Annotated in this window: 11 protein-coding genes, 1 tRNA gene and 1 pseudogene; 1 reads left to right on the top strand and 12 read right to left on the bottom strand. The window is 44.8% G+C overall.

Annotated elements, in window-relative coordinates; all coding sequences use genetic code 11:
• Positions 1-32 precede the first annotated feature (32 nt).
• The gene (locus tag H6H02_RS10490) at positions 33-638 is read left to right on the top strand and encodes a hypothetical protein (RefSeq protein ID WP_190817296.1); all 606 of its coding nucleotides are present in this window, start codon (positions 33-35) and stop codon (positions 636-638) included.
• Here the strand turns inward: H6H02_RS10490 and H6H02_RS10485 are convergent.
• The 12 genes and pseudogenes from H6H02_RS10485 to tsf form a co-directional block, all read right to left on the bottom strand.
• Positions 635-1,525, bottom strand: a complete 891-nt coding sequence (locus tag H6H02_RS10485; RefSeq protein WP_190817294.1) for an ATP-binding cassette domain-containing protein — start codon at positions 1,523-1,525, stop codon at positions 635-637. The genes H6H02_RS10490 and H6H02_RS10485 overlap by 4 nt on opposite strands.
• A gap of 165 nt (positions 1,526-1,690) precedes the next feature.
• A complete protein-coding gene (locus H6H02_RS10480) occupies positions 1,691-2,464 on the bottom strand; it encodes an ABC transporter permease (protein ID WP_190817292.1) in 774 nt (257 codons plus the stop codon).
• A 402-nt stretch (positions 2,465-2,866) separates the two neighbouring features.
• Positions 2,867-2,938: transfer RNA gene (locus H6H02_RS10475), tRNA-Val, on the bottom strand.
• A 399-nt stretch (positions 2,939-3,337) separates the two neighbouring features.
• Entirely contained in the window at positions 3,338-5,080 is a 1,743-nt protein-coding gene (locus H6H02_RS10470) for a DUF6798 domain-containing protein (protein ID WP_190817290.1), read from the bottom strand.
• Between the two features lie 341 nt (positions 5,081-5,421).
• Positions 5,422-5,580, bottom strand: a pseudogene (locus H6H02_RS27100) (DUF4351 domain-containing protein); the annotation flags it as partial.
• Positions 5,581-5,592: 12 nt separating this feature from the next.
• Complete coding sequence (locus H6H02_RS27095; RefSeq protein WP_242040657.1) at positions 5,593-5,787, bottom strand: hypothetical protein; 195 nt, start codon at positions 5,785-5,787, stop codon at positions 5,593-5,595.
• Positions 5,784-8,294 (bottom strand): ATP-dependent DNA helicase RecG, encoded by a 2,511-nt coding sequence (gene recG, locus H6H02_RS10460; RefSeq protein ID WP_190817288.1) that lies wholly within the window; start codon positions 8,292-8,294, stop codon positions 5,784-5,786. Before recG ends, H6H02_RS27095 begins: the two co-directional genes overlap by 4 nt.
• Positions 8,295-8,417: 123 nt before the next feature.
• Positions 8,418-9,329 (bottom strand): hypothetical protein, encoded by a 912-nt coding sequence (locus H6H02_RS10455; RefSeq protein ID WP_190817286.1) that lies wholly within the window; start codon positions 9,327-9,329, stop codon positions 8,418-8,420.
• Positions 9,330-9,724: 395 nt separating this feature from the next.
• Positions 9,725-10,906 (bottom strand): hybrid sensor histidine kinase/response regulator, encoded by a 1,182-nt coding sequence (locus tag H6H02_RS10450; RefSeq protein WP_190817284.1) that lies wholly within the window; start codon positions 10,904-10,906, stop codon positions 9,725-9,727.
• 81 nt (positions 10,907-10,987) lie between these two features.
• Positions 10,988-11,434, bottom strand: coding sequence for a response regulator (locus tag H6H02_RS10445; protein WP_190412061.1), 447 nt, complete (start codon positions 11,432-11,434; stop codon positions 10,988-10,990).
• Entirely contained in the window at positions 11,379-13,685 is a 2,307-nt protein-coding gene (locus H6H02_RS10440; RefSeq protein ID WP_190817282.1) for an ATP-binding protein, read from the bottom strand. The genes H6H02_RS10445 and H6H02_RS10440 overlap by 56 nt, the downstream gene beginning before the upstream one ends.
• Positions 13,686-14,188: 503 nt before the next feature.
• Positions 14,189-14,848 (bottom strand): translation elongation factor Ts, encoded by a 660-nt coding sequence (tsf, locus tag H6H02_RS10435; protein WP_190817280.1) that lies wholly within the window; start codon positions 14,846-14,848, stop codon positions 14,189-14,191.
• Between the last annotated feature and the right edge of the window lie 13 nt (positions 14,849-14,861).

Below are 14,861 nucleotides of genomic sequence, written 5' to 3'. Positions count from 1 at the left end.
CTCTACTGAGAGATAGCGTTTCTGGTTAAATTATGGCAAGTTATCGAGCTGTTTTTTGGGTCAATACTTTATCTTTCTTAGCAGTGATTGCTTTGATTGTCTATACTCAGTTCTTGGGTTCTCCAGCAGGAATACTATTCGAGCCGCCGCTTGCCCCAGCCGATCCAAATACGGGTTTGTTAACCCATACCTTTCAATTATTATGTGCGGTACCGCCCATTGTTTGCACTTTTAGTTTTGGATTGCTGAGAACGATTCAACCACAACAAACCCGAAATTCATTTATCCTGTATTCGGCAATCATAACCGGAGGTTTTCTCGTTAATGAAATTTTTCGGATTCATATTATTCTTTTAAGAGCAGGAATTCCCAAATTAATAACCATCGTCGTATATGCCATAGCGACCTTGGGATACGGATTAGCCTTTAGGCGGAAAATACAATCAACGCCCTACATTCTGCTACTGAGTGGTATCGGTTTATTGTTCAGCGCGATCGCTGTAGACTCGCTAAAGTTAAGCGGCGGTGCAGTTCCCGTCTTGCTAGAGGGTGTCCCAAAATTGTTCAGCGAAATTAATATTGCACTTTATTTTTGGTTGGTCTGCTACGGAGAAATATTGCGATCGCGCAATTCTTAACCCTGCGTTACCTCAACATAAATATGCTCTAACCTTACAGGTTGCCGAGCAATCGAATCGAGAGGGATTCCATCAAAACAGGAGATAATTTCCTTCAGTTCTAGATGTTCTGGTAGCCAAAAAGCTAAGTCATTCCCATAGCGCCGAGAAGTGAAATTATATTTTTTAGCGCGAGCGATCGCTTGTTCCTCCTCCGGCGTCTCCACCACCACAACTTCCACTGCTGGCACTAATTTCCGCAGTTCTGTTAAACTTCCCTCCGCCAAAATACTACCGCCTTTAAGAATCCCGATTTTTTGACAAAGGCGTTCGGCTTCATCTAACAAATGAGTCGTGAGCAGAATTGTAATCCCCTGATTTTTCAGATGCCGAATTAACTCCCAAATTTCATAACGCGCTTCAATATCCAACCCAGTCGTGGGTTCATCTAGAACGATCAGCTTAGGCTGATGTACCAAAGCAACAGCAATATTTAACCGCCGCTGCATTCCACCACTCAACGTTTCCACCGGACTTCTCGCTCTATCTAATAAATTGACAGCCGCTAAACTTGCTTCTACCTGTTGACGCCGCTGCTGATTTGTTAAGCCATAAATCCGAGCAAAGAAATGGAGATTTTCCTCACAACTTAGGGTTTTATAAAGTAAATTTTCTTGCGGTGCAACCCCTATCATATTTTTGGTTGCGTTTGAGACAGGTTGGTTATTAATCTTAATTTCTCCACTATCCGCCCGCAATAAATTACAAATTATATTAATTGTTGTGGTTTTTCCCGCTCCATTGGGTCCCAGTAAACCGTAAATTTCGCCAGGGGGAATATGCAGCGTTAAATCCTGTAAAACAGGTCGAGTTCCGTAAGATTTATTTAGCTTCTCAATTCGTAGCACAATATTCCCTAATTGATTACAGGTTGAACAATATTTAGTAAACCCAGAGGTACGGCAAGAGAATCGCCAAGTACGCAAAAAAAAATTAAACTGTGCTGACCTTTACGTAAAAGTTTGCCTACCTTCGTATTAAAAAGCTAGATTTACATTTCTATCTTCAACCAATCACAGTCTTCTTTCAACACTCAGCATCCGCTGGTAGGATAGCCATCCTCCTACAACCATCAAAATTGCAAACACACATAAAAACCAAAAATGAGATGCAATTTCTCCAAATCCACTGCCGTCCGCAGAAACCCCTATTAAGGCTTCATTCATGTGATAAATTGGATTAAACTTAGCAAGTTCTAGCAGCGTCTTAGAAAACAGCGAGGTCGGTAAAAAGGCCCCTCCTAAAATTAATAATGGCACCCCAAATGCTGCCACTAAAGCATTGACATCCTCAGTGCGACGAGCAAACTGCGTACCCAGAATAAACCCGACTCCAACATAGGAAATAATACTTAGAAAGATAATTGCGGTTCCTAACACAATAGAACCCTGAAACCGAGCATTCCAAAAGGCAGCAATCGTATAAACTAAAATGGCTTGACCGACACCAATGCAGCTGTGAGCTAGAAAAATTCCTAAGAAATAAGACGTTCCGCTGAGCGGTGAGATAAAAAGACGTTTGAGCGTTTGCTGTTCTCTCTCTGCCACCACGGTTGCTACACTGCCACCCAAGCAACTAAAAAATAGTGCAGCACCCACCAGTGTTGAGGGAGCAGCCGTTTCAAAAGCCTCAGCCATAGACAGCTTGGCATTTTCTGCCAGAATTACCCCATTAATCAGCAAAACAGAGACTGGAAAAATACACCAAAAAATCAGGCTGCGTCGCCGTCGTAATAATTCAACCAAAATTCGCTGGCAAACTGCCAGCGTTTCACGCCCGTATTTCATGGTGAGAAGTTACCCCAATACCAGATAAGTCAATTATTAAGGTACGCCCTTTTGCAACCTATCTGTAGACGCACGGCTACTTAATATGTTCGTGTCACTGCTGTGAGAATATTAAAATACTCTCGCTTTTCCAAGCCTCCGCCACGGTTTTTCAACCAGATATGCTAGACTTACTGCGCCTTTTGAATCGATGATTGTCATTTAAAGTTTGATTTTGCCGCTCCGGCAAAATCAAACTTTAAATGACAAGTAACTCAATCAAGTTCTAAAACTACTGCGCGAACGCTCAACGAGCTACAAGCATAAGTTGACCAGAGAAAATTACAAGCATAAAGTGACCATTTTGGACAACTTATGGTTGTAGTGACATTTAGCTAGGAAAAAATCTGTACGGAATGTAAGTGGGCGATACTGGATTTGAACCAGTGACCCCTTCCGTGTGAAGGAAGTGCGCTACCACTGTGCTAATCGCCCCAGGCTTTTAAGTGTATCACAGGCATTCACCAGCCAACAACCCTTTTAGAGAAAGGAAGTGCCGAGTAATCTGCAAGTAACCAAAGTTTGCTCAAGGGGGTTTACCTGGAATCTAGAACTGCTGACTCAGTTGCCAATAGCGATCGCAATCTGACGATATCTTACAACCAGACGCTAAAGCTGGGGTTCAAAGCTGCAATCCATTGTTGAGGCGGATGAGCGACGACTCACCCAAGATTACAGCCTTAATGACATCATGCAATTAAGTATTGCCGTAAATGAAGCCAACTTATCGTCGCCATCTTTAGAGAGCGATTCTCCTGCTTCCCTACATACGAAACTTTTTACTTCAAATTTCGCATCATTACTCTGAAAAACCTACTAATTGAGTAGTAAGAGTTATTGGAGTTTCAGTACCTTGTAAGAAAGATTTTGAAAAGCCACAGGAAACGTAGAAGGGTGATTCACTGGAACAATCCAATAGTTAATGATAAAGCGGGATTGAAGCCGTTTAATATCCTCATCTCGAAGTTCTTCATACAGAGTTTTGAGCTTATTTTTAGAATTCTCGGACTCTTCCTTAGTAACATCAAAACCGAGGGCATTCAGGCGTTCTGCCCAAGCTTGTACATAGGGTCGATCCCAAAGTATGCCTGAACCATCTTTCCACGTTACAAAAACCGGGCGCTTTGCCAGACCTCGAAACTCTTCCCAACCAGGCAAGCCTGGATCGGAAACCAACTCTACTAAGAATTGTGCATCTAAGGGAGTATTAGCACTTGCCCAGTTAACAACTTCTTCTATAGAAGATGAAGGTCGCCTAATCAAAGCTGCGTCAAAACTTCCAGTTTGTGATATCCGATATCGAAAGCTCTTAACTCCCATCAGAAAAACTACCAGTGTTAGCAACAAAGCTACACGGTTAGTACTGCCCCGACCAAGAATGTAGTACCATACGGGTCGGAAAGTAAACGCCATCAAACAAACTGCAATGATGTAGGTTCCAACAACTTGATGCCAAATTAGAATGCTGGAGCCGAAGACTAATGCAGCGAGAAGCCACCTTGCTTTACCTCTACTTGCTTCTAGTTGAACGGCACACCCTGAAGTCAGTGCAATTCCCGCTAAGCAGTACCACAAGTCAGTCGCTCTTCCAGGATGCATGACTATCATTGAAGGTGATTTGGCAATGTAGGCAGCTACAAACGCATACAATACCCAAAGGCCGCTTACTCCAGCCCAGATTGCACTATATTTAAATAGCTTTCCAACTCTCTGCCGATTCTGATAGAGGATAGAGATGAGCAATCCAATTAAAATACTAAAACGAGCGAAATTCTCTTTGCCCCAAGCTAGCGGATAAAGATGATGGGGAAAACGAAATTTGCTCGCTGCCAGCCACAATTGTTTATCAACGGCTTCTCGACCAAAGGCAACAGCAGTAAGATATATAACTGGCGAAGCTAACAAGAGGAACAAACCGAAAAATAACGTCCATTTTTTCCAGTCTCTCTGGTAAGTAGAGTCAAGGAGAAACACTGCTCCCAAGTATGTTAAGGCGTAAACTCCATACATACTATTCAGATTAAATCCGATGGCTAGCCAAATAGCGCATGGTAAGGGTCGCTCTTTATAAAATGAAGCGATTCCTAATAAGAAAAAAGGTATAGAAAAGCCTGTTTGCTCAAAGTAGTCTTCAACTACAGTGCCCGAACCAATAATCGGACTGATTGCTAATGCGATTAGTGCCATTGCACCAACAACCGCCAGTTTAGATTGGGGTGCAAAAGCTTGAGCGAGTCGTCCTGCTGCGTAGATGACTAAAAATCTTTCAAATAAAAATAACGTTAGCAGTAAGGGTTCTAGTGGGATAAAGCGATGAAGCAATGCCACTCCATACCAGAGCGTCGAGGAATAGTAGGGTAGAGTGGCACCAAATGGATCGTTTGGATAAAGAGAAGGGTTGTTCAGGAAATGAACAAGGGGGATCTGGAGGGCTTGGTTTTGGACATAAACGGCATATCCTGTTTGAAGTAATGAACAGAGAAAAAATATTAATGTATAGATAGGGATAGATAGTTTTGGCTCAAATACCGATACTCTTTGGCTAGGTGGTGTCAGGATTTTGCTTGCACTCGACATATCTAGTTTTACCGGAATATTGAATTGCTGTTTATAATAACTGTTATTCTGTAATCGTGTCGAGATTATTATATTTTTAAGAGATAATTTATTAGGTAACAGGCACTTGATTTGATATATTAATTTTACTTATTAAGTTTATTGAATATTATACATATATAAAAAATAGCTTTCCATTCCAAAGGAAAGCTTTAAGGCTAATTCCGTCAAAGTTTCAGCTTCTATCAGCCACTGGTCACGATGACCTCATATCTGATTTTAATTAGGAGCGATCGCGCAAACCAGAGCGTATCACAAATTTGTAAGAATTCTAGCCTTTAATCCTCTCCTCGGCTTTCTAACTAAGCAGCCAAATCTGCGACATCCGAAAAGTCTAACAACGCCTCGGCTAAATCTTCTAGCTGGTTGAGGGATCACTGGCGAATTCGCTCTTGCAACTCAGGCTCAACTGTACCGATTCGGCGATTGAGGAAGCGCATAATCACTGCCAACTTTCCTTCTTGCCTTCCTTGTTACAACCTTCGTTCTATACCTTGCTGCATCCAATTGGTGATGATTTCCATCACTACCTCCTGTTGTGCTGGTTCAAATTTAGCTATTTCTGCTTGAAAAATTTCTTCTACTGCATTTAGCTGGAGATAAGTGTCAACAAAACCAGAAACAATCGGTAAGCAGTTCTTTGAGTATAAGCGGTCGTGGTTAATCATGTTAAGATTGCCCCGCCCATTAAGCGCTGGTAACGATAATCTAACTCAGCTTTTAATAAGGGCGATCGCTCTAAGTTGGCATCTTGTGCCATCACTTTCTCAGCAGCATCCCGCGCGATATTCAATACTTCCTGATCTTCCACCAAACTCGCCAAGGCAAAATCTGGCACCCCAGACTGGCGAGTTCCCAGCACTTGACCGGGGCCGCGCAGCCGCATATCCATCTCAGCAATAAAAAAGCCGTCTTGGGATTGTTCTAATACATTGAGCCGGTAACGAGCATCTGCGGTTTTGGTGCTGCTCATCAGAAGGCAGAAAGATTGAGCGGCACCGCGACCGACGCGCCCCCGCAACTGGTGTAACTGCGATAAGCCAAAACGTTCGGCATTCTCAATCATCATCACCGTTGCATTCGGCACATCCACACCCACTTCAATCACCGTAGTAGAGACAATGATTTGAGTCTGGTTATCGCGGAATCGGGTAATTGCCTCATCTTTTTCCGCTGAACTCATACGACCGTGCAGCAATCCTACTTGGAACTGAGGGAAAATACTTTCTGAGAGGCGCTGATGCTCCTCAACTGCCGAACGCACATCCAACTTTTCCGATTCTTCAATCAGGGGTAAGACGATATATGCTTGACGCCCTTGAGCAACTTCGCGGCAGATGAGATCGTAGGCATTGGTGCGTTCTTTGCCCGTGAGTACGGTCGTATGAATTGCTTGCCGACCGGGTGGCATCTCATCAATCTGGCTCACATCCAAATCCCCATGTACTGTCAGCGCCAGGGTGCGGGGAATTGGCGTAGCGGTCATGGTTAATACATGGGGTTGTTCGCCTTTTTGCTGCAACAGCGCCCGTTGTTCCACTCCAAAACGGTGCTGTTCGTCAATCACTACCAATCCCAGCTTATGAAAACTGACTTTCTCTTGAATCAGAGCATGAGTCCCGACTAATAGGGGCAGTTCGCCTGTTTCTAGATGGGCATGAATTTGGCGGCGCTTGGCAGTTTTGGTGGAACCTGTCAGTAGTTCTACGGGCAAGTACAGAAGATTGAACCAACTGACTAACTTGCGATAGTGCTGTTCTGCCAAAACTTCAGTGGGAGCCATCAGCGCCGCTTGGTAGCCGGATTGAATCGCGGCGAGGATGGCAATAACTGCCACGACAGTTTTACCAGAACCGACATCGCCTTGCACCAACCGATTCATTGGGGTGGATGATTGCAAATCGTTGAGGATGTCGTTGAGTACCCGCTGTTGGGCACCCGTTAATCGAAAAGGCAAAACTTCGTGGAATTGTTCAATCAGCTTTCCTCTGGGAGCTAAGATAGCGCTGGACTGCTTTTGGCGTTGGGCTTGGCGACGGAGGAGGAAACCCAATTGAAGGTAGAAAAACTCATCGAAGACTAAACGGCGACGGGCGGCTTCCTTGGCGGCACTGTCAGCAGGAAAATGGATGTTGGCGATCGCATCCGACAACTTCATCAATCCATACCCATCCCGTAAAACCGCGGGTAAAGGATCTTTGAGCTGGGCGGCGGCGGGGAGAGCAGCAATGACCGCCTGCCTCACCATATCTGCCGCTACGCCCTCTGTTAGGGGATACACCGGCACCACCCGACCAATGGTGTGGGAATCAATCGGGTCTCCAGGGTTTGCCAAAACTTCCAGTTGTGGATCGTCCAAAGTCAGACCATATTGGCTTTTCTTCACCAAGCCAGAAGCCGCCACGACTGCCCCTTGGGGATACCGATTTTTGATTCCTTCTTGCCAGCCGCGATTGCTGTAGCGAGAACCTGCAAAAAAGCGGCTGAGGCTGATTTGACCCGTGCGATCTTTCAGCACCACCTGCATTATGGTTAATTTCTTGTTTTTTGGGCTACTAAAGCAGGTACAGCGCTTCACCGTTCCTATCAGTGTCACCGTTTCACCCGCTTCCAGCTCAGAGATATTCACCTGACGCGCATAGTCAATGTGGTCGCGGGGGTAATAAAAGAGGATATCCCGCACTGTATGTAGATCCAGCTTGGCTAAATACCCGCCTTTTCTGATTCCCACATCTGGCAAACTGGTCAGCGGTTGGTCAAGAGAAATCGCTACGTTGGACTGGACAAGGGGCGTGGTGCGCGGAATTGGGGTAGCCGGGGATGGAGACGATTGAAGGGTTTCTACTTCTTGCTGATTGTCTTCATTTCGTTGATGCGATCGCGATCGCTCTTGCCTCTCCATCACTTGTTGCATTTGGTGGAGAAATCGCCGCGTTTCAACGACCAAGTGTTGTCGCTGGGAGAGGGTGAGGTTCGGGTAACGGGCAAACTGAGACGCCATCTCCTGCCACCGATGTCGTTCGATTAGTGGCAAAAACGATGGAGCTTTACCGAACTCTAGGCATAAGAATTCACTGAAACGATATTGTTTCCCCATTAAGTCCGTAAAGCCCCGTTCTGCCTCGACTGAAAGGGCTTTCTGCAATCGCAGCCAATCCGGTGATTCTATTTGCATCTTCTCTCCCCTTTGTTGTTAATTGCTAATCGCAAATAGCCTGATTATTCTTACAACTAGCCATTAACCATTAGCCAATAGCAGTCCTCACCCGGATATTGTCAATCGTTATGACGATTCCCATTATTCTTCAAACCAACAGGCACGCCAAGCGGCTTCTGCCGCAGCTACGGTGCGCTCTCGTTGCTTTTTCTGAAATTCTCGACGCAGCGTGCTAAGTCGTGCGCTAAGGTTCCGAATCTGGTTGCGCCCAGCCATTACCGTTGAATCAGCAAATTCAATCTCAGATAATCGCAGATGGAGCGCGATAATCGGTATCAAAGTTGGTTTTTCTAAAGCCGGGAGATTTGACGTTTCTCCCGGCTCATTTTCCATTTGAACCACAAATTTTAAAAGATTGGGACGTCCCACCACAGGCTCTCCCGATGGCTCCGCTCTAGCAGCAGCTTCCAGAACAGCTTGTGGAAAGTTTTTCGGTAATATCCCCACTTCTTGTAATAGACGATTACTTTGGCAAGAAACGTCGAGTAACGTTTCGCTCATGGCGTTTTCTACCGCTTCCTGCCATCGAGCCAAATCCTCTGGGTTGTCTGTAGGGACGTTAGAAAAGGTAAAGCGACTGGTTGAGCTGTCGCTATTGAGGTTTAGGGTGTCGAGAGTGTCTGGTGGCGCTGGCATCTCGATGGCTAAATCATCAGTTGGGGCGGTAAAACCCTCTTCTGGAGGTAGTTCCCAGTCGGATGTCTGAGAGGGACGACTGCTTTCAAGGGTTCGCAGTTGTGGTTGAGCAAGCCTTACCACTTGCTGAAGGTTCTGTTGCAATTGCTGTCGTTCTCTGACGGACAGGCTGAGAAACGCTTCCGGATAAACTTGGGTGCAAAGATAATAACTCGCCACGATCAACTGCTGCCGCATGGCTTGTCCTAAGGCAGTCAGGTAATCGTTGTATGTATCGTGGAATTCTATAGCGATCGCTTTGATTGCTTCTTCCAGCGCTGCCATATCCCGCTCAATTTCCTCTACTCTTCTCGCCATTGCTGCTTACATCTGTCAATCGGGACGGTACGGGCGTACAGATGTACTCCCCTACTTTAGAATACCGACTCCCCGTCATTCGTTCATTCAGAAACATGAATTTATTCAACCCCAATTCAAAAGCGTAGGGGCATGGCACAGAAAAAGCCCCTACAGAAGGTGAATTTTAGAAGTTATTTAATCCACGACCCTTCTTCATTTGTTATCGGTCAGTAGCAACAGGCTAATGCCTATCGACTAAGGACTAATAATAACGCGATGTACAAGCGAACTACCGCACACTAACCGTCCTTGCGGTGGGACAAATTCAGTACGGATGGTGGAAGACAGTGAAAATGGCAAGAAGGCGACCGATTCCCCTTCCCCTGCCTGTAGATTTAATTACATTTCTCGACTTAGGCACCTCTATCCAATGACGCTGCTTCTCCGATCAACGGCAGCGTCACCGTAAAACTCGTGCCGACTCCGACTTCACTCTTCATTGAAATCTCACCCCCATGTGCCTCTACACACTTTTTGACCATCGCTAACCCCAACCCAGTGCCAGGAATTGTGCCGACGTTTCTAGCACGATTGAAAGGCTGAAACAGCCGAGGTTGATCTTCTTTGGGAATGCCAATTCCTTGATCTTGAATCTGAAAGATGACTGTTTTCTCGTGGCTGCTTAGTTCAAAACGCACTGTGCCGCCTTCTGGTGAATACTTAATCGCGTTAGCGAGTAAATTGTCTAAAATATGCCGCAGTAGGGTTTCATCCCATAACGCCTCTCCCAATTCCTCTTGACAGGTGAAAATAATTTGATATTTTTCAACTGTAAAGAGTTGCAACTCTTCGACCAATTTGTAGCAGAATGATTTCAAATCTAGAGGAATCAGTTGACACTGAAGTTGCCCTGAATCAGCTTTCCCGATGAATGTAATTTCATCTAATAGCTGAGCCAGATTTTTGATTGCTGAACGAATCAGTTTGAGATGAGTATTTTTCTTCTCATCGCTTAGTTTTTGGTCGTAGTCTTGGAGCAATCCAGCAGAAAGGAGAATCCTATTCAGAGGATTGCGGAAATCGTGAGAAAGCATAGAAACAAATTCAGATTTAGACTGATTAATTTCTTGGGCTTTAACTAGCTCAGCCGTTCGTTCCTGAACTCGGATTTCTAACGCCTCATTGACTGTTCGTAATGTTTCCGAAACCTGCTTTCGCTCAATTGCATAGCACAAAGAGCGAACTAGCACCTCTGCATTAACTTGGCGCTTAACCAGATAATCTTGTGCCCCTTGTCGGACTGCTTCTATCGCTAATTCATCGTCATTCGTATTTGTCAGCACAACAATCGGTAAGCCAGAAGCGTGGCTGTTTAGGGGAGCTAGAGAACACAAACCTTGACTGTCAGGTAGGGTCAGATCCAACAAAATTACATCAAAGCAATCTTCATTGAGTCGATTGAGCGCTTCCCTCAATCGTTTGACATGTACCAGACTAAACTGTTTGAACTTGGCTTGTTTCAGAAGCTCTTGCATGAATCTGGCTTCTGCCAAGTTGTCCTCAATCAACAAGATTTTTATAGAGCTTCCAGGCATAATCTTCTGGGATCTCCCCTCCCCTCCTGTCCCCGCTCGGCAACTGCTTGCATTTTAACAAGATACGAAAATTTCTTGTCATCATTCCGATGGCAGGGTAACAGTTTCCAGCCAAAACTCTTCAATTCCTTTAACAATTTTGAAGAGCTGGCTGAGGTTGCGGGATTTGGTGATGTAGCAATTTACGTGCAAGTCATAGCTATGGAAAATATCATCTTCATTTTTTGAAGTTGTCAGCACTACTACTGGGATGCGTTTCAGCTTGGGATCGGCTTTAATTTCCGCCAAAACTTCTCGACCATCCTTCTTCGGCAAGTTCAAATCCAGCAAAATCAGGTCAGGGCGAGGTGCATCAGCATACTCGCCTTCTTGGCGCAAGAAAGCCATCGCATCCACACCATCCCTAACTGTCACGACTTGGTGTGGAAGCGAGCTATTTTTTAAGGCTTCTTGGATTAAGCGGATATCGGCTTTATTGTCCTCGACTAAAAAGATTGTTTTGTGGTTTTCTTCCGTTTCTACGCTCACGATCGCGTCCCCCTACTGGAATCGTAAAGTAGAATGTTGCACCCTGACCTAATTGGGACTCGACCCAGATGCGCCCTCGGTGACACTCGACAATCTTTTTGCAAATTGCTAAACCCATTCCTGTACCTTGATACTCATCCCGCGTGTGCAGACGCTGAAAGATGACAAAAATGCGATCGCTAAACTGCGGATCAATGCCAATGCCATTATCCCGTACTGAGAATAGCCACGCATCCTCTAGCCGAGAAGCTCCTACATGGATTTCTGGCGGTTGCTCACTGCGGAATTTGATGGCGTTGCCAATCAGGTTCTGGAACAGTTGCATTAACTGGGTGCTATCTGCCATAACCGTCGGCAAGGGATCGTGAGCGATCGCAGTTCCTGTTTCCGAGATGCGTCCTCGCAAATTAGCCAAGGCGCGGTCTAAAGCCGTCTCCACCCCAGTCATTTCAAACTCAATGGCCTGCATATCCACCTTAGAGTATGCCAGCACATCATCAATTAGCGTCTGCATTAAGCTGACTCCCTCAACAGTGAAGCCAATAAATTCCTTCGCGTCTTCGTCGAGTTGCTCTTGATAGCGCATCTCTAAAAGTTGCACGTAGTTCGCTACCTGATTGAGTGGCTCTTGCAAGTCATGGGAGGCGACGTAAGCAAACTTTTTCAGCTCAGCATTGGAACGTTCTAAGTCTTGAGCTAATTGGGCAAGTTCATCAGCTTGGCGAAGCACAATGTTAATAATTGCCTTTCTGAGTTCAAGTGCTGCTTTAATTTCTACCTGTTTCCAGGGTAAAGAGGTTAAGCGAACCGTTTCCTTCCATAGCTCAAAGGATTTGCGAGGACACAGACGAATATTTCCCTCTGACTGGGTTACTTCAAACGCCTTATTGGGATCGCCACCCCAATTAACGGTTTGAATCACTTCTGGTCGGAACCACAAAACATAGTTATTCTGAGAAATCGGAATCGCTAATAAGCCACTGGCAACGTTTTTGAACCTTTCCGCATCTGGATAAATATGAGGTAAGGAATCGCTATAGAAGACCTCTTCATCGACGTTATTCTTTAGCCATTGGACTAAAAAATTGACTTCTTCTTCTGTGGGAGTCTCCCCAACCACCGTGCAATTCCCGCCAAAGCATACAGCGGCACCTTTAGCATTCGCGAGATCGAGTAAATTCGGTTGGTGTTTAACTAAACCATCAATGAAGTTTTCTTCTTGGGACATATATTCAACCAAGGCTGATTGGATATATGTCAACCTCATGCGATAGTCGTAATCTTCAGTTTCTTCTCTCGTTGAGATTTCTGAAAAGATAACGCGCCCCAAAAATTCGCAAGCTTTACGCAGCTCATAAGGAACATATTTGGGTGACTGATGATGGCAAGCAATCAGACCCCAAAGTTTTTGATCTTTCATCAATGAAATTGTCAGAGAAGCACCCACACCCATATTGTGTAAGTACTGTATATGACAAGGAGACGCGCTTCTGAGAATAGAGTTCGTTAAATCAAGCGGAAGCTGACTAGCTGGATTAAGAGTCGGAAAAAGTTTAGCAGGCTGAGAAGTAGTATCCGGGATTAATCTGATCCAATTCGAGGTGAATAATTTTCTAGCTGGTTTAGGAATATCTGATTCTGGGTAGTGAAGACCTAAGTAAGGCTCCATACTTTCTAGTTTTTCTTCAGCGATGACCGATCCATGACCATCGTCATCAAATTTATATAGCATCACTCTGTCAAATCCAGTGACTTTTCGCACCTCTTTGACAATAATCTGACAAAAATCACCTAGAGTTGATGTTTTTTCTAACTGGTTGATGGAAGCTCTAGCTAGATGATAAAAGCTTAAGAAGGGGATATTCTCCTGAGAAATTGCAGGCTCTAATTCCAAAACTAAAAACCCATCTGGATTCCGGTGGAAAACACCATCAAACACTAAGTATTCGTCGCCTTTTCTTCTAGCCCAAATCTTAATAGGGTTGATAAAATCAAGATTGTCTTCTAAGAGTCCTGTTTTAATTCTCTCTACCTGGAATGGATCGAGGAGTTCTTCTAATTTTTTTTGCAGTATCTTTTCGGGAGAGATTCCGAAAACTGTAGATATATTGCTGCTAACTTGCAATATGGTTAACTCAGGTTCTGCAAGAACAAACAGTATCCCATGAGGCTGAATTTGACTGGCGGTATGAATCGGTGCCTCTTTCAAGCTAGTTAAATTAATCCCTGGCACTTGTAAATTGATTTTCATTACGATCCTTCCCTCTTCCTAGAACTATCAGAAATAGATTATCAATAGAATTGAATACCCTAACAGGATTTCCCGCACCAGCTAAACGTCACTTCCGTAGCGCTCTAAAATTTACTAGCAAATAGTCAGCTTGATGCTGACTCCAAGATACGCTTCTGTCTATTTAAGGGCTGAAAAAGTCCGTGGCTTTTCTGGTGACTTTGCACTCCTCAGTGGCGTTTCGCAGTGTCCCCTTCATCTACTCGCGCTCAAAAGTCTAACACAAGCAGCGAGAAAACACTCCTAGGGGGGATGTTAAGAATTCCACTGAAACAAAAAGTTTTTCTGCTTTTAGTGTTTCTGTCTTTATAAATGGTTTCAAACGTGTTGATTTTTTGAAATATATAGAATGGTGATGCCCTACCTACAAGCGCTGAAAATCTCTTTAAAATAAAGATAAAAAAAGACAGGTCTCCATGATGGAAACCTGTCTTTTCTAACGATTCAGCCAGAAAACTTGATGATTAATTGCCGCCCATTTGAGCTGCAACTTCCTCAGCAAAATTGCTTTCTTTCTTTTCCAATCCTTCGCCCAGAATAAATCGGACGAAGCGACGGACTTGAATGTTTTCACCCAAAGTCGCAATATTTTGCTTGATCAACTCTTCCACCGTGATACTTTGGTCACGAATGTAGGGCTGATCGATTAAGCTCAACTCTTGCAGGCGCTTGTCAATCCGACCCTGAACAATCTTTTCTTTGATGTTCTGTGGCTTGTTGCCTAGGTCATCCCGCCCCATTTCGATTTCTTTTTCCTTCTCAACGATTTGAGCGGGAATGTCGCCAACCTTTACATATTCAACGTTAGGGCACGCTGCAATCTGCATGGCTATGTTCCGCACCAGAGTTTGGAAAGCTTCGTTGCGGGCGACAAAGTCTGTCTCGCAGTTCACTTCCACCAGGACGCCAACTCGACCTCCGGTATGGATGTAGCTGCCGACAAGTCCTTCTGAGGCTTGGCGTTCGCCTTTTTTCCCCGCGCTAACCATTCCCTTTTGCCGCAGCCATTCCATCGCCTTGGCTATATCGCCATCGGTTTCTATTAGCGCTTTCTTGCAGTCCATCATGCCGACACCAGTTTTTTGGCGCAGCTCGTTCACGAGTTTTGCAGATATTTCCGCCATTTCCTCAGTTCCT

The sequence above is a fragment of the Coleofasciculus sp. FACHB-1120 genome (assembly GCF_014698845.1).
In the GTDB taxonomy this organism is placed as follows: domain Bacteria; phylum Cyanobacteriota; class Cyanobacteriia; order Cyanobacteriales; family FACHB-T130; genus FACHB-T130.
The sequence above is the reverse complement of the archived record's forward strand: the minus strand, read 5'-3'. Positions and strand labels throughout refer to the sequence as shown.